The organism is Streptomyces sp. WI03-4A (assembly GCF_033792105.1).
Taxonomy (GTDB): Bacteria; Actinomycetota; Actinomycetes; order Streptomycetales; family Streptomycetaceae; genus Streptomyces; species Streptomyces collinus_A.
The window spans coordinates 82,583-105,054 of sequence record NZ_JARAUO010000031.1; the positions used below are offsets into that span (position 1 = coordinate 82,583).

The 22,472-nt window shown below is 70.2% G+C and carries 29 protein-coding genes and 1 pseudogene; 10 read left to right on the forward strand and 20 right to left on the reverse strand.

The window, feature by feature from the left end; genetic code table 11:
* Position 1 precedes the first annotated feature (1 nt).
* From PV343_RS27210 to PV343_RS27255, 10 genes are all read right to left on the reverse strand, one after another.
* Positions 2 to 208, reverse strand: a complete 207-nt coding sequence (locus tag PV343_RS27210) for a hypothetical protein (protein WP_319149616.1) — start codon at positions 206 to 208, stop codon at positions 2 to 4.
* Positions 208 to 384 (reverse strand): hypothetical protein, encoded by a 177-nt coding sequence (locus tag PV343_RS27215; RefSeq protein ID WP_319149617.1) that lies wholly within the window; start codon positions 382 to 384, stop codon positions 208 to 210. The genes PV343_RS27210 and PV343_RS27215 overlap by 1 nt, the downstream gene beginning before the upstream one ends.
* A 90-nt stretch (positions 385 to 474) precedes the next feature.
* Positions 475 to 651, reverse strand: coding sequence for a hypothetical protein (locus tag PV343_RS27220; RefSeq protein ID WP_319149618.1), 177 nt, complete (start codon positions 649 to 651; stop codon positions 475 to 477).
* Between the two features lie 17 nt (positions 652 to 668).
* Positions 669 to 1,217, reverse strand: coding sequence for a GGDEF domain-containing protein (locus PV343_RS27225; RefSeq protein WP_319149619.1), 549 nt, complete (start codon positions 1,215 to 1,217; stop codon positions 669 to 671).
* Between the two features lie 5 nt (positions 1,218 to 1,222).
* A complete protein-coding gene (locus tag PV343_RS27230; RefSeq protein ID WP_319149620.1) occupies positions 1,223 to 1,534 on the reverse strand; it encodes a SpdD protein in 312 nt (103 codons plus the stop codon).
* An 18-nt stretch (positions 1,535 to 1,552) separates the two neighbouring features.
* A complete protein-coding gene (locus tag PV343_RS27235) occupies positions 1,553 to 1,711 on the reverse strand; it encodes a hypothetical protein (protein WP_121024823.1) in 159 nt (52 codons plus the stop codon).
* A gap of 16 nt (positions 1,712 to 1,727) precedes the next feature.
* The gene (locus PV343_RS27240) at positions 1,728 to 1,916 is read right to left on the reverse strand and encodes a mobile element transfer protein (protein ID WP_116129402.1); all 189 of its coding nucleotides are present in this window, start codon (positions 1,914 to 1,916) and stop codon (positions 1,728 to 1,730) included.
* Between the two features lie 19 nt (positions 1,917 to 1,935).
* On the reverse strand, positions 1,936 to 2,598 hold the full coding sequence (locus PV343_RS27245) for a DUF2637 domain-containing protein (RefSeq protein ID WP_319149621.1): 663 nt from the start codon (positions 2,596 to 2,598) through the stop codon (positions 1,936 to 1,938).
* A gap of 35 nt (positions 2,599 to 2,633) precedes the next feature.
* Entirely contained in the window at positions 2,634 to 3,974 is a 1,341-nt protein-coding gene (locus tag PV343_RS27250) for an FtsK/SpoIIIE domain-containing protein (RefSeq protein ID WP_319149622.1), read from the reverse strand.
* Between the two features lie 2 nt (positions 3,975 to 3,976).
* Positions 3,977 to 4,306 (reverse strand): hypothetical protein, encoded by a 330-nt coding sequence (locus PV343_RS27255; protein ID WP_319149623.1) that lies wholly within the window; start codon positions 4,304 to 4,306, stop codon positions 3,977 to 3,979.
* A 162-nt stretch (positions 4,307 to 4,468) separates the two neighbouring features.
* Between PV343_RS27255 and PV343_RS27260 the strand changes: the two genes are divergently transcribed.
* The 3 genes from PV343_RS27260 to PV343_RS27270 all read left to right on the forward strand — a co-directional run bounded on the left by PV343_RS27260 (position 4,469) and on the right by PV343_RS27270 (position 6,914).
* Positions 4,469 to 5,260, forward strand: a complete 792-nt coding sequence (locus PV343_RS27260) for a GntR family transcriptional regulator (RefSeq protein WP_319149624.1) — start codon at positions 4,469 to 4,471, stop codon at positions 5,258 to 5,260.
* Positions 5,260 to 5,925 (forward strand): YdcF family protein, encoded by a 666-nt coding sequence (locus PV343_RS27265; protein ID WP_319149625.1) that lies wholly within the window; start codon positions 5,260 to 5,262, stop codon positions 5,923 to 5,925. Before PV343_RS27260 ends, PV343_RS27265 begins: the two co-directional genes overlap by 1 nt.
* Positions 5,926 to 6,440: 515 nt before the next feature.
* Positions 6,441 to 6,914 (forward strand): hypothetical protein, encoded by a 474-nt coding sequence (locus PV343_RS27270; RefSeq protein WP_319149626.1) that lies wholly within the window; start codon positions 6,441 to 6,443, stop codon positions 6,912 to 6,914.
* 719 nt (positions 6,915 to 7,633) lie between these two features.
* Here the strand turns inward: PV343_RS27270 and PV343_RS27275 are convergent.
* Positions 7,634 to 8,299, reverse strand: a complete 666-nt coding sequence (locus tag PV343_RS27275) for a response regulator (RefSeq protein WP_319149627.1) — start codon at positions 8,297 to 8,299, stop codon at positions 7,634 to 7,636.
* 301 nt (positions 8,300 to 8,600) lie between these two features.
* On the opposite strand from PV343_RS27275, the gene PV343_RS27280 reads away from it, so the two are divergent.
* On the forward strand, positions 8,601 to 8,885 hold the full coding sequence (locus PV343_RS27280; protein ID WP_319149628.1) for a hypothetical protein: 285 nt from the start codon (positions 8,601 to 8,603) through the stop codon (positions 8,883 to 8,885).
* A 165-nt stretch (positions 8,886 to 9,050) separates the two neighbouring features.
* Here PV343_RS27280 and PV343_RS27285 read toward each other — a convergent pair whose 3' ends face one another.
* The 3 genes from PV343_RS27285 to PV343_RS27295 are packed head-to-tail and all read right to left on the reverse strand — an operon-like array spanning position 9,051 to position 12,112.
* Positions 9,051 to 10,184, reverse strand: a complete 1,134-nt coding sequence (locus PV343_RS27285) for an Mrp/NBP35 family ATP-binding protein (RefSeq protein WP_319149629.1) — start codon at positions 10,182 to 10,184, stop codon at positions 9,051 to 9,053.
* A gap of 43 nt (positions 10,185 to 10,227) precedes the next feature.
* Positions 10,228 to 10,833: a DUF1003 domain-containing protein gene (locus PV343_RS27290; protein ID WP_319149630.1), complete on the reverse strand. Its 606-nt coding sequence runs from the start codon at positions 10,831 to 10,833 to the stop codon at positions 10,228 to 10,230.
* A complete protein-coding gene (locus PV343_RS27295; RefSeq protein WP_319149631.1) occupies positions 10,823 to 12,112 on the reverse strand; it encodes a magnesium transporter MgtE N-terminal domain-containing protein in 1,290 nt (429 codons plus the stop codon). Before PV343_RS27295 ends, PV343_RS27290 begins: the two co-directional genes overlap by 11 nt.
* Positions 12,113 to 12,302: 190 nt before the next feature.
* Between PV343_RS27295 and PV343_RS27300 the strand changes: the two genes are divergently transcribed.
* Positions 12,303 to 13,043 carry a hypothetical protein gene (locus PV343_RS27300; RefSeq protein ID WP_319149632.1) on the forward strand — a complete coding sequence of 247 codons (741 nt, stop codon included), beginning with the start codon at positions 12,303 to 12,305 and terminating at the stop codon, positions 13,041 to 13,043.
* A 42-nt stretch (positions 13,044 to 13,085) separates the two neighbouring features.
* Here PV343_RS27300 and PV343_RS27305 read toward each other — a convergent pair whose 3' ends face one another.
* Entirely contained in the window at positions 13,086 to 13,601 is a 516-nt protein-coding gene (locus PV343_RS27305) for a hypothetical protein (RefSeq protein WP_319149633.1), read from the reverse strand.
* Positions 13,602 to 13,624: 23 nt separating this feature from the next.
* Complete coding sequence (locus PV343_RS27310) at positions 13,625 to 14,749, reverse strand: magnesium and cobalt transport protein CorA (RefSeq protein WP_319149634.1); 1,125 nt, start codon at positions 14,747 to 14,749, stop codon at positions 13,625 to 13,627.
* Between the two features lie 484 nt (positions 14,750 to 15,233).
* Here PV343_RS27310 and PV343_RS27315 point away from each other — a divergent pair, with 484 nt between their 5' ends.
* The gene (locus PV343_RS27315) at positions 15,234 to 15,830 is read left to right on the forward strand and encodes a suppressor of fused domain protein (protein ID WP_319149635.1); all 597 of its coding nucleotides are present in this window, start codon (positions 15,234 to 15,236) and stop codon (positions 15,828 to 15,830) included.
* Positions 15,831 to 15,860: 30 nt separating this feature from the next.
* On the opposite strand, the gene PV343_RS27320 is transcribed toward PV343_RS27315, so the two are convergent.
* Positions 15,861 to 17,084: an MFS transporter gene (locus PV343_RS27320; RefSeq protein WP_319149636.1), complete on the reverse strand. Its 1,224-nt coding sequence runs from the start codon at positions 17,082 to 17,084 to the stop codon at positions 15,861 to 15,863.
* 168 nt (positions 17,085 to 17,252) lie between these two features.
* Here PV343_RS27320 and PV343_RS27325 point away from each other — a divergent pair, with 168 nt between their 5' ends.
* The 3 genes from PV343_RS27325 (at position 17,253) to PV343_RS27335 (ending at position 19,542) form a co-directional block, all read left to right on the forward strand.
* Positions 17,253 to 17,894: a DUF6758 family protein gene (locus tag PV343_RS27325; protein WP_319149637.1), complete on the forward strand. Its 642-nt coding sequence runs from the start codon at positions 17,253 to 17,255 to the stop codon at positions 17,892 to 17,894.
* A gap of 106 nt (positions 17,895 to 18,000) precedes the next feature.
* Complete coding sequence (locus PV343_RS27330) at positions 18,001 to 18,858, forward strand: PHP domain-containing protein (protein WP_319149638.1); 858 nt, start codon at positions 18,001 to 18,003, stop codon at positions 18,856 to 18,858.
* 78 nt (positions 18,859 to 18,936) lie between these two features.
* Entirely contained in the window at positions 18,937 to 19,542 is a 606-nt protein-coding gene (locus PV343_RS27335; RefSeq protein ID WP_319149639.1) for a MarC family protein, read from the forward strand.
* 44 nt (positions 19,543 to 19,586) lie between these two features.
* On the opposite strand, the gene PV343_RS27340 is transcribed toward PV343_RS27335, so the two are convergent.
* The gene (locus PV343_RS27340; RefSeq protein ID WP_020942099.1) at positions 19,587 to 19,739 is read right to left on the reverse strand and encodes a hypothetical protein; all 153 of its coding nucleotides are present in this window, start codon (positions 19,737 to 19,739) and stop codon (positions 19,587 to 19,589) included.
* 206 nt (positions 19,740 to 19,945) lie between these two features.
* Here PV343_RS27340 and PV343_RS27345 point away from each other — a divergent pair, with 206 nt between their 5' ends.
* Positions 19,946 to 20,842 (forward strand): NYN domain-containing protein, encoded by an 897-nt coding sequence (locus tag PV343_RS27345; protein WP_319149640.1) that lies wholly within the window; start codon positions 19,946 to 19,948, stop codon positions 20,840 to 20,842.
* Positions 20,843 to 20,845: 3 nt separating this feature from the next.
* Here PV343_RS27345 and PV343_RS27350 read toward each other — a convergent pair whose 3' ends face one another.
* On the reverse strand, positions 20,846 to 21,754 hold the full coding sequence (locus PV343_RS27350) for an alpha/beta fold hydrolase (protein ID WP_319149641.1): 909 nt from the start codon (positions 21,752 to 21,754) through the stop codon (positions 20,846 to 20,848).
* 150 nt (positions 21,755 to 21,904) lie between these two features.
* Positions 21,905 to 22,472: pseudogene (locus PV343_RS27355) on the reverse strand (DEAD/DEAH box helicase); the annotation flags it as partial.

Below are 22,472 nucleotides of genomic sequence, written 5' to 3' on the forward strand. Positions count from 1 at the left end.
GTCACCGGCCCCAACGTCGCTTCTTCGGCGTGCTGGCGTCGTTGCTGGTCGGCCCGGACAGGTCCGTGCGGCCGGGCCGGGACGGTTTCGTGTCCCGCTCACGGTCGTGCAGTTCGTGCGCCTTGGCGGTCTTCTTCAAGCGGTCGTAGTCGCCGTCGATCCCTTCGTAGTGGATGCGGTCGACTCCACGGCTCCAGTTGCGCGGCATCAGGCGGTCACCTCCTGCGGGCGCGCGAGGCGAGCGGTGCCGGCGCCCTTGCAGGCCGGGCAGGTGACGCGGAGGGTGGCGCGGGTGCCGTCGGCGTGGCGGGTGCCGGTGGTGATGTGGGCGGTGGCGTGGCCGTCGCAGTCGCGGCAGATCCGTGCGCGAGTGTGCTGGGGCATGATGGGGCTTCCCTTTCGGGTCCGTTGGATCAGGAAGGTGGAGCCGTCCGGGGCGGCGGATCTTTGGCGAGAGAGCCGCCCCGGAGGGCGTTACTTGATGCGGCCGGACCGCTTACGTCCGGCGTTCCAGATGCGCTTGTCTTCCTCCGTGGCGGTCCCGTCCTTCAGCCGCCCATAGATCTCCCGGTCGAGCTGTGCGCCACGGCGCTTGCCTTCCTCGATGTGCTGGTCCTCGTCGGGGTGGGGACGCTTGCTGAAGATGCCCATGGGGGTTCCTTTCGTGATCAGTGGTGGGTGTTGCGCCTGCCGTGGCCCTTGGCCGCGTACATCGAGGCGTCGGCCGCCGACAGCGCGTCGGTCAGGGAAGGCACGGGCAAGTGCGGGCGGTGGCAAGAGCCGACCGAGGCCGAGACCGGCAACGCGTGGCCTTCGTGCTCGGTGGGCTGGTCCAGGGCGGCCTGGAGGGCGCGGAGGCCGGGGGTGCGGGCGGGGTCGCTGACGATGGCGGCGAATTCGTCTCCGCCGAGGCGGGCGGCGATGCCGTGGCGTCCGCACCAGGCGTTCAGCCGATGGGCGGTCGCGGTGAGGACCGTGTCCCCGGCGGCGTGGCCGTGGGTGTCGTTGATGGCCTTGAAGTCGTCCAGGTCGACCAGGACCACGAGGGCGCCGGGGTGCTTGGCGAGCAGGCGCTCGGCGCGGGCGGTGAATCCGGCGCGGGTGTGCAGGCCGGTCAGCGGGTCGCGGCGGGCGCTGGCCAGGCGGCGGGTGAGCATGCCGCCGTGAACGGCCCAGCCTAGGGCCGGGAGGGCTGCTGCGATTAAGTGGGTGTCCATGCCGGTCACCGGGCCTTGTGAAGGTCGTTGACGAGCAGGCGCAGGACGATGGCGACCACGGCGACCGAGACGCCGGTGACGGCGACGGCCAGGAGCAGCGAGACCAGGACCGCGCCGACGACCAGGACCACGGCGCCACCACCGGCGGCCAGGGCGAGCGCGCTGCCCGGGGTGAGCTGGATGGTCGGCCGGGCGGAGACCAGCGGCACGGGGGCGACCGAGGCCGGGACCGGTGCGGCGGGGACCGGCGCAGCCGTCTGCGGCTGGATGGCCGGGGGCGCGGGGGTGTCCTGGGGCGGGTACTTCGGGGTGAGCACGGTGGTTCTCCCTTCGGGTCAGTGGTTGATGAGGGAGCCGACGACGGGGCCAAGGAAGCTGTGGGCGATGAGGTAGCCGCCGAGGAGGAGCACGGCCACGAGCCACCAGGAGGGGCGGGCGAGCTTGATGCCGAGGTAGCCGACGACGGCTACGGCGAGCCAGAGCGGAACGTCCATGACGGGGGTCTCCTTGTCAGGCCCGGCAGCGGTGGGTGCGGGCGGCGAGTTCGGCGCCGGCGCGGGTGGAGTAGTCGGCGTCGAAGCCGCAGCCGGGGGCGGTGCAGGCGGCGGTGTGCGTCTCGCGGCCACGGCCGTCGTAGGAGGTGCCGACCTGGACGGGGCCGATGCGGATCACGTTGCGAAAGCGGCGGTAGGCGGACATGAGCGAACCTCCCTTCGGATCAGGTGAGCTGGAGTTGTGTGGTGATCGCGCGGGTCATGTCCTCGGGCAGGCCGAGGCGAGCCGAGAGAACGTCGGCAGGCATCGGAGACCCGGTGGACGCCTGGTGTGCTTCGGCGAGCTTTCGGGCGTGGTCCACCAGCGCGGCCGGGACGACCGGGGCAGGAGCCGCGGGCTTGATCGGTGCCGGTTCCGGCGCGGGAGCCAGTTCCGGAGCCGACGCGGGCGCGGGTTCGGCCGCACGCTCGACTGCGACGTCCGGCACGGCCGGTTCTTCGACTTCCGCTGCGACCGGAGCCGTGGTCGGCGAGTGCACCAGCAGGGTGCCGCCGAGGAAGGCCAGAGCGGGCCAGCCCGCCACGAGGATGCGCAGCCAGGCGGGCACGTGGTCCAGGTCGAGGAGTCCGGCGGTGGCGATGTTGGCGCCGAGCGAGGCGCCGAGGGCGATGACGAACCAGGTCCAGGCCGAGCGGTCACGCCGGGCGGTTCGCAGTCGGCGCCAGGCCGCCACGAGCAGCAGGTCAACGGAGACCGGGTAGGCCCAGGCTTTCCACCCGGACTGGCCGGCCGCGTTGGCGAGGTCGTGCAGGTGGGCGAAGGACAGCGCACCGGCGATCACGGCTTGGATGAGGACGGGGTCCGGGCGGATGGACGAGCGGGGCATGCGGGGTACCTCCCGTCAGGGCCGGTCGGGGGCCGCTAGTCGGTGACCGGTCGCGGCTTGACCAGCGCCGGGCCGCCCGCCGGCGCCTCAGCGGGCACGGAGGGGCGGAAGGGTTCGAGGAACGGCAGGTCCGGGACCAGGTGGGCGAAGGTGCGGCACGTGGCGATGACTTCGTCACGGGAGAGGGCCGGGGTGCGGATCTTCGACCAGCCACCGGACGTGTCCGCAGCGACGGCGGTACCGGGGCGTTCCATCGGGATCAGGCTGGCGGCCGGGACCGCGTCCGGGGCGACGTCGGCGAGGCCCATTTCGGCGGTCTGCTTGTCGTTGACGCGGTGCACGACCCGGCCGGTGAGCTGGGCGCGGAGCATGGTGGCGCCCTTGCCCAACTCGGAGCCGAAGCGCTGCCCGCAGATCTCCAGGTAGATACCGGCAGCGCGGGCCATCTGCGCGAGCCGGATCAGCGCGGTCACGATCCGTTCCCGGCGTTCCTCGTCCTTCTTGGAGGAGATCAGGAAGAGTTCCGCGATCTCGTCCACCAGGACGACCACGGGCACCGGACGCAGGTGGTCCGGCAGTTCCCAGATGTCGGAGACGCCGTGCTGGCTCAGCAGGTCGAAGCGGTCTTCCATCTCCGCGACCAGCACGCCGAACAGCGAGGCGGCATCGTCCGGGGTGGTGACCAGGGCCGACAGCCGAGGCGCGTAACGGGATTGCTCCACACCGCGTTTGCAGTCAACGCCGACCAGGGCGACCGGGAGTTGAGCCAGGCCCTTGATCAGGTTCCTCTGGTACATGGACTTGCCGGACTGGTTCGCGCCCAGGGTGAGCGCCATCGGGGCCTTGCGGTAGTCCCGCTCGTAAGCGGTCCCGTCCTCGCGCAGAGCGACCGGCACGATCATGTCGCGCGGCTCGGCCTGGCGGGGCATCCGGACGCGGCGCAGGACGTCGTAGCCGGTCATCCGCAGTTCCACGAAGCCCGGCTTCGTCTCCCCCACGGTCACCGAGTACACGCCCCAGGCGTGCCGCAGCCGCTCGGAGGCGGCGGCCACGTCCGCGGGCTCCAGGCCGGCCGGGAGCCGCAGCGTCACCCGCAGACCGGTCGAGGTGCCTCGCACCTGGCGGATCTTCGGCGGGACCGGCTGCACCTCGCGCCGGGCGACGTTGCGGGTCACGAACGCCCGCAGACCCGACGGCCGCACCGTCAGCCCGCACACGTCCATCGTGGCCCGGTAGGAGAACCCGAACCGAGCCAGCGTCACCGGCAGCCCCACCGTCGCCCAGTACGCGCGCGGCGCCCGCACCTTCGCGTAGCCGACACCACCGGCGGCGGATAACCCGGCCGTGGCCTCCAGCCACATCGTCAGGTCGCCCATGATCAGGCCATCGGGGTGATCGCGATGGCACGGAACGAGATCCCGTGCCGCTTCTCGCCGTTGAAGGTGTTCTCCCAGTCCCGGGCCTTCAACCCCGTCACCCGCACCGGCATCCCCGGCGCCAGCCCCTCCGGGTAGCCCGTCTCCGGCACGGTCACCTGGTAGAGGTTCCCCTCCCCCTCGTCCGAGACCAGCAGGCCCACCGTGGACAGGGCGGCACCGGTCTCCCGGTCCATCGCCCGCTCACCGGTCTTGGCGTTGGCCAGCTTCGGCGTCGGCGCGGTCGCCACGAACACCACGGCGGTCGACGTGTCGATCTTGAAGGACGGCATGAAGTACTCCCAGTGTCGAAGCTCCGGAGCAGCCCAAAAAAGGGCCGCCTTACTCGCTGTCCTAGGACTGCGAGCGACCTGAGGAGACTTTGGCACGCAGTCCCAGGACTGTCAACAGTCCTGGGACTGTGCTTGACTTATTGCGTCGAGAGGAGTCAGGCGATGACGCCCAAATGGCGGGAGCTGGCCGACAAGCTGGCCGAACAGATCAAGCAGGGTGAGTACCCGCCAGGCCAGCAGCTTCCGCAGATCAGGGAGCTAGTTGCACAGGGCGAGGGCTCCAAGTCCACCGTCCATCAGGCCTACAAGGCACTCGAAGCCGAGGGCTTGGTGACGTCCTCCCGTGGACACGGGACCGTCGTACGGCAGAGGGTCCCGCTCAAGCGACTCGGCATTGCCAGGTACGACAAGGCCAAGTGGCGTGACGGCGACGAGGTGGCTTTCATCGCGGACCGCGTGGCCTCCGGGCGCGGTTACCGCCGGAATGAGCAGACCCAGAGCGTCAGCTTGGTAGAAGCCCCGCCAGCAGTCGCAGCAGCACACGGGCTGCCCGAAGGCGCCCAGGTGTATGCGAGGGCTCGGCTGGTGAAGGAAGGCAGCCAACCGACCCACACTCTGACCAGCTACTACCGACCCGAGCACGTCGAGGGGACGCGCCTGGTGGACCCCACTCCAGGACCGGCCGGCCGCGGCGGTGGCTTCCGCGTTCTGTACGACGCGGGGTACGAGATCGACCACATGAAGGAAGAGCTTTTCGCCCGAGCCGCCACGCCGGATGAAGTGAAGCTCCTCCAGCTGCCGCCGGGCGAACCTGTCGTCGAGTTGCACCGGACGACCTACACGGCCTCTGACACAGTGGTCGAGTTCGCCATCGGCGTGCACGCGGCTTCGCGTTTCGCCTGGGAGTACGACTTCAAGGTCCCCGACTCGGCGAAGGACAAGAAGGGGCAGTAATGATCTCCGCACAAGCATGGGCCGACACTCGACGCCTATGGGACTACCACCAGATGGGCCACACCCTGAGGCCGTGCTCAGTCGCTATCGGCTTGGGCAGTCACGACTTGGGTGTGGCCGAGACGGCAGTAGACCTCTACAAGCGCGGGATGGCTCCACTGCTTGTGTTCACGGGAGCCACCAGCCCCACGACGCGGGAACGCATGCCTCGAGGCGAAGCCGTGCACTACCGGGAGCGCGCACTTGAGCTTGGTGTCCCCGACTCGGCCGTCCTTGTGGAGCCACGAGCGCGGAACACGGGCGAGAACATCCGCTTCTCCCGAGAGCTGCTGGAGGCGGCGGGTATCGAGGTGTCCTCCGCCCTGCTGATCAGCAAGCCGTACGAGGAGAGGCGGGCCTACGCCACCGCGCGCAAGCTGTGGTCCGAAGTCGAGATCGTCAGCGCATCTAGCCCGATGACACTGGACGACTACGTCGACTCCATCGGGAACGCCCGCCTGGTGATCGACATGCTTGTAGGGGCGCTACAGCGACTGCTGATCTACCCGGCGCAGGGCTTCATGATCAGCCAGGCTGTGCCAGACGACGTGCTCCAGGCCTACGACCGCCTGTGCCACGAGGGCTTCACCAGCCGACTCCTGGTTACGGACCAGCCCTCTGCCTAAGCCGAACTGCTTCCTGACCGATCAGCCCGAGAGCTGTTACAGGTTTCTCTACCTCATCAAGTGCCCGCGCGAGCGCGGGCTGGCCCCTTGGGCCCGACCCCTCTGCGCCTTCGGCGCCGGGGCCGGTCCCCTGGGGCCGCAGCGAGCTACGGCCCTGAGTCGAGACCTGGATGGGCAAGGCCACGGTCAGAACAATGCCTCCGGCGGGGGATCGGCCGGCACCGGGATGGAGGGGGCGCCGTCGCCGACCGCGGGTCCATCGCAGCGGATGCTGGGAGCTCCCATCCCGCACACCATCGACCCAGGCAGAGCCGAGCAGACGCGGCCCCTGGCGTCCAGGTCGTTCGTACAGTGGCGCGCTCCACCTGGACGCCAGGAACCACGCCCGCTCCACGGTGTGTGGGTCGACGGCGTACGGGATGGGAGCTGGGAAGGTCGTGAGGGGTCTAGGGGGCCTCTCCACTACAGGCAGTCGGCGTCAAGTGGATGCACCATGGCAAGCCCATTCTTTTAGAATGATCAGCATGGACATGCGCAGGATCGTCGCAGTGCTGGCCGAGGACGCTGAGCAGAAGATCCAAGACCAGGTGTGGAAGCTGGCGCCTAGCGACCGCGCACTCGCCCTTGAGACCGCAGCCGGCCTGCGCGACGCTGTCGGTCCGCCGGACGTCCAAGAGGACTTGCCGCAGATCAAGCGACTAGAACACCTGCGCGAAACTCTTGCTGTCTTGGCCATCTCCCTCTCGCGTACTCACGGCCGTCTGGCCTGGTTTATCTCTGGCGCTCTCAATGCGCTTGAGCCGGTCCTGCGCTGGCGCGCCATGCCAGCCGACCGTGGCGGCAGCTTCGGCACGGTCCTCCCCAGTCCTGAGGAATACAAGCAAGCGGAGGATGCCGTCCGCCGACTCCAGGACGCCCTTGCCGTGATCACCGCTGAGACGCTTGACCTCGGCAGCGTTCGCCCAAATCAGGAGGCAAACGAGGTCTGATTATTAGGGCTCCGCCGATACACGGTCACCGTGGGATGAGCAGGACATATACGCCACCGACGGATAGCGACCATGGCTGACCTCGCTTGAGGACCGTGAGGCCTTCGGCGAGTGCTTGCGCGCCCACCTGATCCGCCGCAGCCCTCAACTCCCGCCACTCCCGCTCGTCAGAGCCGAAAGCCCGCCGTGACCGCTCGACGGAGCCATCAAGGGCCCTGACAGCCGCCGCAACATCGGCCACTGTCTGTCCAGCACTGCCCACCCCCTCCAGCGTCCACGACATCCACAGGCCCATGCGGCTACGGTCGCACCGGTACCAGGCGACCACCAACCAACCGCATGCAGCGCCGGCGCCGGGATGGACGCGGCGCCATGGCCGACCGCGGGTCCGCAGGGGCGAGTGCGTGGAGCTCCCATCCCGCACACCATCGACCCAGGCAGAGCCGAGCAGACGCAGCCCCTGGCGTCCAGGTCGTTCGTACAGTGGCGCGCTCCACCTCAGGAACCACGCCCGCTCCACGGAGCCTGCTGGATGATCACCAGGTTGTGAGCGTGCCCCGCCCGTGCCCGAACAGTCGGGCACGGGCGGGGAATGGCGGAGAGTCACGGCCCAGGCAGCACAAACCCGCACGTCAGCGAGTCCCCAGCTCAGGCGCCACCCGCGTACGCGATCTTCCAAACTAGGGCTCAGTGCGATACTTCCCAGGCCAGACGAACCTTCAGCTGAGCTTGACCCTCTCCATCAAATCGATCACGTAGTGAACCACCTCGTCTGGAACCTCGGTGACTGCAAAGGCTCGGCGCGGGGTACCGGTTGTGTCGTCGTACCAAGCCGTGTAGAGCACTACCGGAGTATCGATGCCAAGTTGATCCAACTCATCCAGGAGGGTGATCCCGGCCTGGGGATCTCCCGTGCGCCCGATGTCGCTCAAGATGATGTCGTACGAGTGGCGGCGGAGATTTATGAGAGCCTCGTCCGTCGACAGGGCAGTATCCACCTCCATGCCAGTGGCGCGGAAAAGTTCGATCAGCGGAGTGTTGTTCTCCGGGTGATCATCCACCCAAAGAATCTTCCCGCCGTCCAGGACGCCAGCTGCATGCTCCAAACGCCGCAGCGCGCCACGCCGCGTACTAGCCGGAACGGTCACGTTGGTCGCGGCTTCAGCTTGATCCAACAAGGCTCGGGCTTCCTCGGCGAACTCGACACTTCCTGCAGGTGTCGAGAGGCTCTTGATGCGTGGGATCAAAGCGCCGATGTGGCTCTGATATCGCAACACGACAAACAACGCGACAGCAGGCCAGGCTAAGGCCTTGACGTAGTTCAAGATCAGATTGGCGGTTTCCACGCTGCCATCATTGCTTCCGGAATCGTTGCAGTACAGCACGGGGGTACGGCAACCGTGGCAATCACGGGTGACCGCCAGGGGCCCCTACCCATCCCCTTGGCCAGGGCGGAAGACCTCGGCGATCTTACGTGCCCGTAGTTCGCATCGAGGGGCCGTGGCGCGGCCCCCGGGCCGTGCCACTCTCGTGCCAGAACGGGCGGGGACCCACGGGGAACTGAGGTGCAGAGGGGTACCGCCACCAGGATCCAATCAGGCCGGAGAATCCGCAGGTCATGCCCGCTCTCGCCCCACCTCACTCCTAAAGCGGTGGTCCACATTTGGAGGGTGAGATCATCCGTGGATGGCAGATGCACAGCTACCCCCAGGCTGGACCCTCCACCAGATCCGCGACGTATCCGGGGACCGAGAGGCTGGCGCGCTGGATCCAAACCGGGCGGTGAAGTGGGTAGCCGGCGCCGGAGCCCACGAGGTGCTGCATCCAGAGATCATTCTCGGGTTCCACAGCCTGTGCCTCGTGAAGCCTGTTCATGACGACGACTGGTACATGGGCAGCCTGTACGACGACGGCAGTATCGACTGTTGGTCAGCCTACGACGATCTATACGAGGCACTACGCGGTCTGTAGCGGCATGCGGGCAGGACAGCAGGCGCCCTGGCTCATAACTGGCCTGGGCCGTCTCGGGGCCGTCGGAAGGTGCTCAACGACAACCAACGCTGACAAACGTCGACGGCTCCGCCGCTGGTCAGAAGCTTGACCAAGGACGGAGCCGCAGATCGCAGGCGCGTGGCGTCAGAACTTGTTCTTCGGGGTGATGCCCAGGGACAGGCCCGACAGGCCGCGCTGGCGGCCGCCCAGCTTTCCGGCGATCGCGCGCAGGGCGGAGCCCGCCGGGGAGTCGGGGTCCGTCAGGACCACCGGCTTGCCCTCGTCGCCGCCCTCGCGCAGGCGGACGTCGATCGGGATGTTGCCGAGGACCGGGACCGTCGCGCCCGTGGTGCGGGTGAGGCCGTCGGCGACGAGCTGGCCGCCGCCGGTGCCGAAGACGTCGACCATCTCGCCGCAGTGCGGGCAGGGCAGGCCGGACATGTTCTCGACCACGCCGACGATCTTCTGGTGGGTCTGCACGGCGATGGAGCCGGCCCGCTCCGCCACCTCGGCGGCGGCCTGCTGAGGCGTCGTCACGACCAGGATCTCGGCGTTCGGGATCAGCTGGGCGACGGAGATCGCGATGTCACCGGTGCCGGGCGGAAGGTCCAGCAGCAGGACGTCGAGGTCGCCCCAGTAGACGTCGGCGAGGAACTGCTGCAGCGCGCGGTGGAGCATCGGGCCGCGCCAGACCACCGGGGCGTTGCCCGGGGTGAACATGCCGATGGAGATGACCTTCACGCCGTTGGCCGACGGCGGCATGATCATGTTCTCGACCTGGGTGGGGCGGCCGTCCGCGCCCAGCATCCGCGGCACCGAGTGGCCGTAGATGTCGGCGTCGACGACACCCACCTTCAGGCCGTCGGCCGCCATCGCCGCCGCCAGGTTCACCGTCACCGAGGACTTGCCGACTCCGCCCTTGCCGGAGGCGACCGCGTAGACCCGGGTCAGGTTGCCCGGCCTGGCGAAGGGGACCTCGCGCTCGGTCTGGCCGCCGCGCAGGGCGTTCGCCAGTTCCTTGCGCTGCTCGTCGCTCATCACGTCCAGCGCGACGTCGACGCGGGAGACGCCCTCGACCCGGGAGACCGCCTCGGTCACCCGCTGAGTGATCGTCTCGCGCATCGGGCACCCGGAGACGGTCAGGTACACGGTCACCGCGACCGCTCCGTCCGCGCCGATCTCCACCGATTTGACCATCCCCAGTTCGGTGATGGGGCGGTTGATCTCGGGGTCGTTCACCGTCGCCAGTGCCTCGCGCACCGCGTCTTCCGTAGCCATAAGGACGATGGTACGGCGCCGCGAGGGGCCTCCGGGTAGCCCCTCAGCGGTCGTCTGCGTCACGTCCCGGCGACCGTTCTGCCCGCTCTGCCGGGAATACGACATGACCGTCGTGCCGCCTCCGTTCCTCCAGCTCCTTGACCAGGTCCTGGAGCTCCGAGCGGATCCAGTCGCGGGTGGCCACCTCGCCCAGGCCCATGCGCAGCGCGGCGACCTCCCGGGTCAGGTACTCGGTGTCGGCGATGGACCGTTCGTTCTGCTTGCGGTCCTGCTCCAGGTTGACCCGGTCGCGGTCGTCCTGCCTGTTCTGCGCCAGCAGGATCAGCGGCGCCGCGTAGGACGCCTGGAGCGACAGCATCAAGGTCAGGAAGATGAACGGGTACTGGTCGAAGCGCAGCGCGACCGGGGCGGAGATGTTCCAGACCACCCACAGGATGATCACCACCGTCATCCAGACGATGAAGCGTCCCGTGCCCAGGAAGCGGGCGATCTTCTCCGACAGCCGGCCGAAGGCCTCCGGGTCCCACTCCGGCAGGAAACGGTGCCGTGGCGGGCGCGGCTGGTCCAGGCGGGGTGCCCGGGGCCGCGGGGCGGCCGTGGCGCCGGCCGGGTTGCGCTCCCGGGTCCCGGTGTCTCGCTCAGGAGCCATGGGTGGTCGCCCCCTCTCCCTCGTCGAGGTGGAACTCGGTCTCCCGCCAGTCGTCGGGGAGCATGTGGTCGAGCACGTCGTCCACGGTGACCGCGCCGAGCAGCGACCCGGACTCGTCCACCACGGGCGCCGCCACCATGTCGTAGGTGGCGAAGAACCCGGCGATGACGGGCAGCGTGGCGCTGGGGGCCAGGGGTTGCAGGTCGTCGTCCACCAGGGAGCTGACCAGGGTGTACGGGGGGTCGCGCAGCAGGCGCTGGAAGTGGACGGTGCCCAGGTACTTGCCGGTCGGCGTCTCGTCGGGCGGCCGGCACACGTAGACCTGGGCGGCGAGCGCGGGGGAGAGGTCCTGGTTGCGGACCCGGGCGAGCGCGTCGGCGACGGTGGAGTCCGGGCGCAGCACGATCGGCTCGGTGGTCATCAGACCGCCCGCCGTGTGCTCCTCGTACGACATCAGGCGCCGCATCTCGGCCGCGTCGGCGGGCTGCATCAGGCTCAGCAGCCGCTCCTTGTCCGCCTCGGGCAGTTCGGCGAGCAGGTCGGCCGCGTCGTCCGGGTCCATCGCCTCCAGGACGTCCGCCGCGCGCTCCTCGGCCAGCTTCCCGAGGATCTCGATCTGGTCGTCCTCCGGCAGCTCCTCCAGGACGTCGGCGAGCCGGTCGTCGTCCAGGGCGGCGGCGACCTCGGCGCGCCGCTTGGCGGACAGGTGGTGCAGGACGTTGGCGAGGTCGGCGGGGCGCAGCTGCTCGAAGGTGGCGAGCAGGCTCTCGGCGCCCTGTCCGTGCTCCTCCAGGGAGAAGCCGGTGACCGCCGACCACTCGACGGTCAGCGTCTCGCCCTTGGCCCGCCGGAAGGCGCTGCCCTTCCTGCCCTTGCGGACGAAGACCCGGTCGACCTCCCAGTCGCGGCGGGCCGGAAGCTGCTGCACGGACACGTCGAGGACGGTGACCTCCTCGTCGGTCTCCACCAGCTTCACCCGCCGGTCCAGCAGCTCGCCGAAGGCGAGCCGCTCGGTGGGTCGCTGTTCGAAGCGGCGCACGTTGACCACACCGGTGGTGATGACCTGCCCGGACTCGACGCCGGTGACCCGGGTCATGGGCAGGAAGATGCGGCGCCGGGTGGACAGTTCGACGACCAGCCCGAGGACGCGCGGCGGGCGTCGCCCGACGCGCAGCATGACGACCAGGTCGCGTACCCGGCCCACCTGGTCGCCGGCCGGATCGAAGACGGGGACCCCGGCGAGGTGCGAGACGAAGATCCGGGGGGCGCCGGCTGCCATGGCTGTGCTTCCTTTGCTCGCATTGCGTGGGGATTGCTGTTCTGTGCCCGCTCGCGTGCGCTTCAGGCTAGCCCGTACCGATCGGATACGCCCTGGTGGGCGGTCCGGACGGACTGGCTCCGTCGGGCGGGCGGGGCCCCGGTACGCTGCCGTACACCGCTCAGGACCCGTCAGAGAGGCAGCCCCACCTGTGACTGCGATTCCCCAGGGCCGTACCCGCCGGGCCGGGCTGGCCAGCGCGACATGCGCGCTGGCCGTCACCGGAGCGATGGTGCTGGCGGGGTGTGGTGGCGACGATCCGGACGCGGGGACCAACGGGGTGGGCAAACTGCCCGCCGAGCAGATCCAGGCGAAGACCCGCGCGGCGGCGAAGTCGGCGTCCGCGGTGCGGCTGTCCGGGACGGTGGTCTCCAGCGGCCGCACGTACAAGCTGGACATGCGGCTGAAGCCCGACGGCGGCACCGGCTCGGTCACGTCCCAGGGGTCGACGTTCGGGCTGCTGCGGATCGGCAGCAAGCTGTACCTGAAGGCCGACGCGGGCTTCTGGAACCACGCGGACGGCAGCGACGGCGCGGCCGGCAAGCTCGACGGCAAGTACGTCAAGGTGCCGCAGGGGGATCCCGCGTACAAGAAGTTCAGCGGCTTCACGGACAAGGACCTCCTCCTCGACGGTCTGCTCACGCTGCACGGCAAGCTGGCGACGGACGGGCACCACGAGCAGGCGGGTACCGGCACCATCCGCATCACCGGCGACGCCGGTTCCGGCGGCACCCTCGACGTCTCCCTGCACGGCCGGCCCTACCCGCTCCGGCTGGAGCGCGCCGGTTCCGCGGGCACGCTCAGCTTCTTCGACTGGGGCAAGGACTTCGCCGTGACCGAGCCCGCGAAGGGCGAGACGGTGGACTACGGCAAGCAGCTGCCGACGTCGTAGCGGTTCGGCGGCCCTGTCGGCCGGACCACTCCGCGGGCAGCCCTACTTGGCCTTTCTGCGCCGGGCCAGCAGCCGCGGCAGGGCCGCCGGGACCGGCTGTCGCGTGGTCGCGGGCGAGGGCACCGGACGCCGCGCCAGATCCCCGGAGGGCAACGGCTCCGGCGAGCCCGCGGGCGTCAGCCGGAGCACTCTGCACTCCCGGGCCCAGCGTGCGGGCATCTCCTCGCCGTCGGAGGCGTTCAGCCGCTTCCCCTTCAGCTCGGCCACCGCCGCCTCCCACTCCGGCGAGCCGGCGGCGAGCTCGGACACGGTCGCCGGCCAGCTCACCAGCCGGCCGCCCTTGTCCTTGCTGCGCACGGTCACCTCGGCGAGGCCACCGTCCTCCAGCGCGGGCAGCGGCTGCTCTCCCGGCCCGTCGCCGACCAGGCACACCGCGCCCTCGTGCCACACGTGCCACAGGGCACGCGCCGCCGGGGCCCCGGCGCCCTTGACCCAGATGAGGCCGGACTTCTTGGTGGCCTCCTCGATCAGGGCCCGGTCGAGCAGCTCGCTTGTCATGCGCCCAGCCTATCCAGGCCCGCTCACAGCCAGCCGTTGCGCTTCAGCGTGCGGTGGATGCCGAGACACAGCACCACCGTGACGCCCATGATCACCGGGTAGCCGTACTTCCAGTGCAGCTCGGGCATGTACGTGAAGTTCATGCCGTACACGCCGCACACCATCGTCGGCACGGCGATGATGGCCGCCCAGGCGGTGATCTTGCGCATGTCCTCGTTCTGCGCGACGGACGCCTGCGCGAGGTTGGCCTGGAGGATGGAGTTGAGCAGTTCGTCGAAGCCGAGGACCTGCTCCTGGACGCGGGCGAGGTGGTCGGCCACGTCCCGGAAGTACTTCTGGATGTCCGGGTCGATCAGCCGCATCGGTCGCTCGCTCAGCAGCTGCATGGGCCGCAGCAGCGGGGCGACCGCCCGCTTGAACTCCATCACCTCGCGCTTGAGTTGGTAGATCCGCGCCGAGTCCACACCGCGCGAGACGCCGCCCCGCCGGCCCGGCGAGAAGACCTCGGTCTCCACGTCGTCGATGTCGTCCTGGACGGCGTCGGCGACCGCGATGTAGCCGTCCACGACGTGGTCGGCGATGGCGTGCAGCACGGCCGAGGGGCCCTTGGCGAGCAGCTCCGGGTCGTCCTGGAGCCGGTGCCTGAGCGCCCGCAGCGAGCCCTGCCCGCCGTGCCGGACGGTGATGAAGAAGTCCCGGCCGGTGAAGCACATGACCTCACCGGTCTCGACGACCTCGCTGTTGGCGGTGAGCCGGTCGTGCTCGACGTAGTGGATGGTCTTGAAGACGGTGAAGAGGGAGTCGTCGTAGCGCTCCAGCTTGGGTCGCTGGTGGGCCTGGACGGCGTCCTCGACGGCCAGCGGGTGCAGTCCGAACTCGCCCGCGATACCGGCGAATTCCGCCTCGGTCGGCTCGTGCAGGCCGATCCACACGAACCCGCCGTCGCGGCGCACCAGGCGCATCGCCTCCTGCGGGCTCAGCGGCTTGGCGCTCTGCACCCGGGCGCCGTCGCGGTAGACGGCGCAGTCGACGACGGCCGAGGGCGTGGACGGGTCGCGCGTGGTGTCGTACGACGTGCTCGGTTCCTTGCGCAGCGAGACACGGGACGACGGGCGGACCACGGCGCGCAGGTCGCGGATCATCGACATGGGCAGGCTCCTTCGCGGGCGGGCAGCGACTGCGCGCGGCGATCGGGTGGAACTACCCGGAATGGGGACGTCCTGCGGGGGGCTCCGGCCCTTCGTACGGGGCAGGATGTTTGGCACGTCCACAAAGCGGGGAGCACCGCACCGTCGCGGTGGCGTGTTTCGCTGCTGATGCAGAACTGATTCAGGTCAGACAGATCAGGCAAAGCGAGACGAAGTGCTCTTCCGAACGACGAAGCGATCGTGAAGGCGGCAACCTGCCAGGAACTACATCAGCAGCCGGAAGAGCGAGTGGTACTACCAGGTCGACTTCGATCCATGACAGCCCCACCTCCTCCGGCCGGTCCCTCGTAAGGGAGTCTCGTCGGCGTCGGGACTCGATAGCGACGCTTCTGCGTGCTGCCCCGAACCACCGGCTCAGCGTAGCAGCAGCCCCTGGTGTCAAGGCGCCGCTTTGCCGGTAGCTGACGAGTTCTATGCTCACCGCATGGTTGATGTTCTTCCTCTGGTCGAGGCCCGGTTGGCCACCGCGCTGGGCGAGCCGGACGCGCGCGCCGCGGTCACCTTCCTCGGCACGGACCGCATCGAGGTGCTCCGCTTCCACGAGGAGGACCTGGTCCGCTACGCCACCCTCGGCATGTCGGCACAGCCCATGGCGGACCCCACCGCGATGCTCGCCGACCCGGTCAAGGGCCCCCGCGCCGAGCTGGTGCTGTCGGTCCGCGCGGGCCGGGCGGACACCGACAAGGTGCTGCGCTCGCTCGCGGTGCTCGCCGCTTCCCCGCAGGTGGAGGGTGTGGTGGTGGCTCCCGGCGCGTCCCTGGACGTGGGCGGGCCGCTGTGGCCCGGCGCCCCCTTCACCTCGGTGCTGGTGGGCGAGCCCGGCGGTCTGGTGGAGGACCTGGAGCTCGACGACCCGATGGACCCCGTACGGTTCCTGCCGCTGCTGCCGATGACCCCGAACGAGGCCGCCTGGAAGCGGGTGCACGGCGCCCAGGCGCTCCAGGAGCGCTGGCTGGCGAGCGGCACGGACCTGCGGGATCCCGCCCGCAGGTCCGTGCCGCTGGACATCGCGCCCGAGTGAGCAAGCTCACCAAGACCCGGGAACGAAGGGTCAGTTGGCGAAGACGGTGACGCCGTCCTCGGTGGCGTGGGCCGGCTCGAGCCGCTCGGCCTCGTGGGTGAGCGCCCGGCGCCGTACGACGACCACCAGCGCGCCCAGCACCGCCGTGACGGCCGCGACCACGAACGGGACGTGGATGTCCGTCCACTCCTCGATCTTGGGCGCGAAGTACGGCGCCGCGGCGGCCGCGAACCAGCGGACGAAGTTGTAACCCGCGCTGGCCACCGGGCGCGGCGCGTCCGACACGCCGAGGGCCAGCTCGGTGTAGACGGTGTTGTTCACGCCGATGAAGGCGCCGGACAGGATCGTGCAGACGACGGCTGTGGTGTGGTCGCCGTAGCCGAGCACGAGCACGTCGGCCGCGAGCAGCACCAGGGAGCCGCCGAGCACCTTCAGCGAGCCGAACCGTGCCTGCAGCCGCGGGGCCACGATCACCGAGAAGACGGCGAGCAGCACGCCCCAGGCGAAGAACACCGCGCCCGAGCGGTAGGGGGTCATGTTCAGCACGAACGGCGTGAAGGCCAGCACCGTGAAGAACGTGTAGTTGTAGAAGAACGCCGAGACCGCGGCCGAGGCCAGGCCGCCGTGGCCGAGCGCCTTGAGCGGGTCGAGGATCGAGGTCTTCCGCGCGGGCTTCGGCTGCTCCTTCAGGAACGCCGTGATGCACAGGAAGCCGACCGCCATCAGGGTGGCGGTGCCGAAGAACGGGTAGCGCCAGCTGATGTTGCCGAGGACGGCGCCGAGCAGCGGGCCGCAGGCCATGCCGAGGCCGAGCGCGGACTCGTAGAGCAGGATCGCCGCCGCGCTGCCGCCGGCCGCCGCGCCCACGATGACCGCGAGGGCGGTCGAGACGAACAGCGCGTTGCCCAGTCCCCAGCCGGCCCGGAAGCCGACGAGCTGGCCGACCGTGTCCGACGTGCCGGCGAGGGCGGCGAAGACGATCACGAAGGCGAGGCCGACCAGCAGGGTCCTACGGCCGCCGATGCGGCTGGAGACGAAGCCGGTCAGCAGCATCGCCACCGCCGTGATCAGGAAGTACGAGGTGAAGAGGAGGGACACCTGGCCCGGGGTGGCGTTCAGGCCCTTCGCGATCGAGGGCAGGATCGGGTCCACGAGGCCGATGCCCATGAAGGCGACGACCGAGGCGCCTGCCGTGGCCCAGACCGCCTTGGGCTGCCGCAGGATGCCGCCTGCTCCGGCGTCGAAGGAGTCCATGTGCTTCTCCCGTCCTGGCTAGATAGTTGGCTTATACACATACTAGGTTAGGGTAGCTAATTAATGCAAGATGCATCTAGTTTTCCCTGGTGGGCGGGCCGCGGGTGTTCCGTCCGGACGGGTGATCGTCCTTGACGCGGGCGTCCCGGGGTAGGACCGTGGGGCCCTATGAGGGGCGAACCCAGTTGCCCGAAGTGTGGTGGCCGGGTCCGGGCTCCCGGCCTTTTCGCCGACGCCTGGCAGTGCGACGAGCACGGGTCGGTGTACCCGCTGCAGCCCGTGATCCCGCCCAGCGTCGAGGCGCTCACCGTCGTGGTGCGCCGCACGCAGGTCCCGGTGTGGATGCCCTGGCCGCTACCGGTCGGATGGCTGTTCACGGGCGTGACCTACGCGGGTGACGACCGCAGCGGCGGTCGCGCCACCGCCGTGGCCTGCTCCGGTCCCGGCCCGCTCGGCGGGGTGGGCGAACTGATCCTGGTCGCCGAGGAACTCGGCGTCGGCCTCGGGGCGCACTACGCGGGCATCGACGCCCCCGACCCGGGCCCCTATCTGAACGTCGAGAAGCCGCCCCAGGCCAAGGTGCTGGCCGGCGGCCGCCCCACCCCGCTCTGGCACGTCTCCGGCGCCCCGCACGACCGCGCCGTCTTCGCCGGCGAAGCCCTCGGGCTGTGGCTGTGGGCGGTGGTCTGGCCGGAGCAGTCCAGCATGCTCATGTACGACGAGCTGGTGCTGACGGACCTGCGGGACGCGGGCGCGGAGATAGACCTCGTCCCCTGCGGGGCGCTGTCACCGCGGCTGCTGCGCCCCTGAGCGCCCCTGTAGGGGGTGCCTCCGGGGTTCGGGTGTGACAGGGCATGCCGTTCCTGCGGCTATCCTTAGGTGTCCCCCTCCGTCCCCGTCCTGCCCTGGAGTCGCTGTGCGCATCGATCTGCACTGTCACTCCACGGCCTCCGACGGCACGGACACCCCGGCCGAGCTGGTGCGCAACGCCGCCGCGGCCGGTCTGGACGTCGTCGCGCTGACCGACCACGACACCACCCGCGGGTACGCCGATGCGATCGCCGCGCTGCCCGAGGGGCTCACCCTGGTCACCGGCGCCGAGCTGTCCTGCCGCGTCGACGGCGTGTCCCTGCACATGCTGGCCTACCTCTTCGACCCCGAGGAGCCCGCCCTGCTCGCCGAGCGCGAGCTGGTCCGGGACGACCGGGTGCCGCGGGCCCAGGGCATGGTCGCCAAGCTGAACGCGCTCGGCGTGCCGGTCACCTGGGAGCAGGTCGAGCGGATCGCCGCCGGCGGTTCGGTGGGGCGGCCGCACGTCGCCACCGCGCTCGTCGAACTGGGCGTGGTGCCCACGGTGAGCGACGCGTTCACCGAGGAATGGCTCGCCGACGGCGGCCGGGCCTACGTGGAGAAGCACGAGAGCGACCCCTTCGAGGCGATCCGGCTGGTCAAGGGCGCGGGCGGCGTGACCGTCTTCGCGCACCCGGCCGCCGCCAAGCGCGGCCGTACGGTACCGGAGTCCGTGATCGCCGAGCTGGCCGCGGCCGGCCTGGACGGCATCGAGGTCGACCACATGGACCACGACGCCGACACCCGGACCCGTCTGCGGGGCCTCGCGAAGGACCTGGGGCTGCTGGTCACGGGGTCCTCGGACTACCACGGCAGCCGCAAGACCGTCGCGCTCGGCGATTGCACGACGGACCCCGAGGTGTACGGGGAGATCACCCGGCGGGCGACCGGGGCCTTCCCGGTGCCCGGCACCGGCGGAGCCTGAGACCGGGCCCGGTCACCTCACCGGACCCGCCGACGTCCGTCCCCACGCACACCTCTCCGCAAGGCCAGTACTTCCCGCATGTTCGACATCGCCGTCTTCGGCTCTCTGTTCCTGACCCTTTTCGTCATCATGGATCCCCCTGGGATCACCCCGATCTTCCTCGCCCTGACCGCCGGCCGTCCGGCCAAGGTGCAGAAGCGGATGGCCCTCCAGGCCGTCTGCGTGGCGGGCGGGGTCATCGCCGTCTTCGGCGTCCTGGGCCATCAGATCCTCGACTACCTGCACGTCTCCGTCCCCGCGCTCATGATCGCGGGCGGGCTGCTGCTCCTGCTGATCGCGCTCGACCTGCTCACCGGCAAGACCGACGAGCCGAAGCAGACGAAGGACGTCAACGTCGCCCTCGTGCCGCTGGGCATGCCGCTGCTGGCGGGGCCCGGTGCCATCGTGTCGGTGATCCTGGCCGTGCAGAAGGCCGGCACTGTGTCCACGCAGATCTCGGTGTGGGCCGCGATCGTCGCGATCCACGTCGTGCTGTGGCTGGTGATGCGCTACTCGCTGCTGATCATCAGGGTCATCAAGGACGGCGGTGTGGTCCTGGTGACGCGGCTCGCGGGCATGATGCTCTCCGCGATCGCCGTGCAGCAGATCATCAACGGGATCACTCAGGTGATCCGGGGGAGCTGAGAACGGGCCTCGGCTCCCCCGGAAGGCTTGAGTGGCGGTCCCCGTTACGAGGCCGGGGTCTCGGCCGGGCGGATCCACAGGCGCTGCCCCACGGCGGCGGCCTGCTGAACGATCCGGTTGACGGAGGCGGCGTCCACGACGGTGGTGTCCACGGTGGTGCCGTTGACCTCGTCGAGTCGCATGATTTCGAAGCGCATGGGCTTCTCCCTTCGTCTGGTCATCCTCCTGAGGAGAACTACTGGGTGACGTGTGCTGTCGTAGAGAGTTAACGAGCTGCGTGTTACAAACATTCCCTACGCTAAATAAATTTTTCGAACGACTAATTACTGAACGGTAAGCGGTGTGCGTGAGACCGCCCGGGATCGGTTGTGTTCGCAGCGTGACCGCCGGGACAATGGTGGCGATGAACGACGACCTGGCGGCCCTCGCCGCCCGCATCGACCACACCAACGAGCTGCTGCAGCGCATGCTCGCCGAGGTGGCGAAGACGCCCTCCACCCACTCGATCTTCGTCGACGCGGGCTATCTCTACGCGGCCGCCGGCCGGCTGGTCGCCGGTACGGAGGACCGGCGGGCCTTCGACCTCGACGCCGAGGGCCTGATCGACGCGCTCATCGACAAGGCCCGCACCATCTTCGCGGACAGCCGGCTGCTGCGCGTCTACTGGTACGACGGCGCCCGGCGGCGCATCCACACCGCCGAGCAGCAGTCCATCGCCGAACTGCCCGACGTCAAGGTCCGCCTGGGCAACCTCAACGCCAACAACCAGCAGAAGGGCGTCGACTCGCTCATCCGCTCGGACCTGGAGTCCCTGGCCCGCCATCGCGCGATCAGTGACGCGGCCCTGCTCGGCGGCGACGAGGACCTGGTGTCGGCGGTCGAGGCGGCCCAGGGCTACGGCGCCCGCGTCCACCTGTGGGGCATCGAGGCGCCCGAGGGCCGCAACCAGGCCGAGCCGCTGCTCTGGGAGGTCGACAGCCAGCGCACCTTCGACCTGGAGTTCTTCAAGCCGTACGTCTCCCGCCGCACGGCCGCCGCCTACGAGGCCACCGCCGGGGCCCGGCCCACCCGGGAGGACGTCCGCTTCGTCGGCGCGCAGATCGCCGCCAAGTGGCTGTCCGCTCGGGGCCGCGAGGCCCTGGTCGAGCTGCTGCCCGGCCACCCGTATCTGCCCGGCTCCGTCGACCAGGACCTGCTGGTGGAGGCCGAGGGCCTGCTCCAGTACTCCCTGCGCGGCCAGGCGGACCTGCGCCGCTCCCTCAGGGACGGCTTCTGGGAGCACCTGCAGACGCAGTACTGACGGCTAGGGCCTGTTGCGAAACAGGCCCTGGCCCGCCCGGCCCGGGTGCGCCTGCCAGAAGTCGGCGATCGCGCGGGCCGTGGCGAGCGGCCGGTCGGTGTTGGGGGAGTGCTCGGCGCCCTCGACCACCGTCCGCCGGGCGTTCAGCCGGGCCGCCATCCCGTCGAGCAGCGCCAGCGGCCAGGTGTCGTCCAGCGCGCCGGACAGCACGTGGAACGGCAGCGGCACGGCGGCCAGTTCGGCGACGCGATCCGGTTCGGTGCACAACTGGTGTCCCGTGGCGAGCAGTTGGGCCGGCTTGTTGCGGAGCCAGCGGCGCCGCAGGTCGTTCCGGTCGTCCAGGCCGCCGTCCAGCGTGCCCGTGTCGGTCTCCTCGGGAGCCTCCATCGCCTGGATCGCGTCCCAGACCTGGGCCATCGTCATCACGGCGAGCGCGTCCCGCAGCAGCTTCACCCGCTCCCGCTGGGAGGCCGAGATCTCCGCCGGACCCGAGGCCATCAGGGTGAGCGAGAGGAAGGGGGAGTGGTCCAGCAGCACCGCCGCACGCGAGATCTGCCCGCCGAGCGAGTGCCCCAGCAGGTGCACGGGTGTCCCGACCGCCTCGGCCTGCGCGAGCACGTCACGCGCCAACTCCTCCTGCGCGTAGGCCGACTGGTCCTCCTCGGGACCGTCCGACTCGTACTGCCCGCGCCCGTCCACGGCCACCGTCCGGTAGCCGCGCTCGGCCAGCGGCACATGCAGCGGATTGAAGTCCTCCTTGCTGCCGGTGAACCCCGGCAGGAGCAGCGCGACCCCCCTGGGTTCCACCCCGTCCGCCACGGGCGCGTCGACGACGGCGAACTCACCGCGCGCGGTCCGCAGCGCATACGCGCGGGCACCGGGGGGCGGGACGAAGGTGGCAGGCCGGCTCATGGAGGCAGGCTATCGGGCACGGGAGCGGGGCCGGGAGGGAGGGACCGGACACGTCCGTCGGTGCTCGGGAGGCCCGCCGGCCGGTCGGTGAAAACGTCGATGGCCCGGTCCACGGGAAGTGGACCGGGCCATCGACGACGGGGTGCCGGATCAGCCTTCGGTGGCCTCGACGGCCGCCGCGGCCTTGCGCGTACGGCGACGCGGCCTGACCTCGGGCTCCTCGGTGGCCTGCGCCGGGATCTCCGGAGCGGCCGCATCGGCCACGGCCTTGCGGGTCCGACGCGCCTTGGGCGCGGGCGCCTCGGTGGCCTCCTCCACCGCGACGGCGGCCGTCTTGCGGGTCCGACGCGGCTTAGCCTCGGTGGCCTCGGCCGTGTCGAGGGCGGCTTCGGCGGTGGCGGCCGTCTTACGGGTGCGGCGGGGCTTGGCCTCGACGGCTGCGGCCTCGGCGGCCTCGGCGGGTGCGGTTGCCGCGGTCTTGCGGGTGCGGCGGGGCTTGGTCGCCGGGGCGGCCTCGTCCGTGCCTTCCGCGGTGGTGACGGCGGCCTCGGCGGCCGGTTCGGCCGCCTTGCGGGTGCGGCGGCGCGGCTTGGCCTCGACGGCCTCGGCCGTGTCGGCGGCGGCCTCGGCGGCCTCGGCGGGTGCGGTTGCCGCGGTCTTGCGGGTGCGGCGGGGCTTGGTCGCCGGGGCGGCCTCGTCCGTGCCTTCCGCGGTGGTG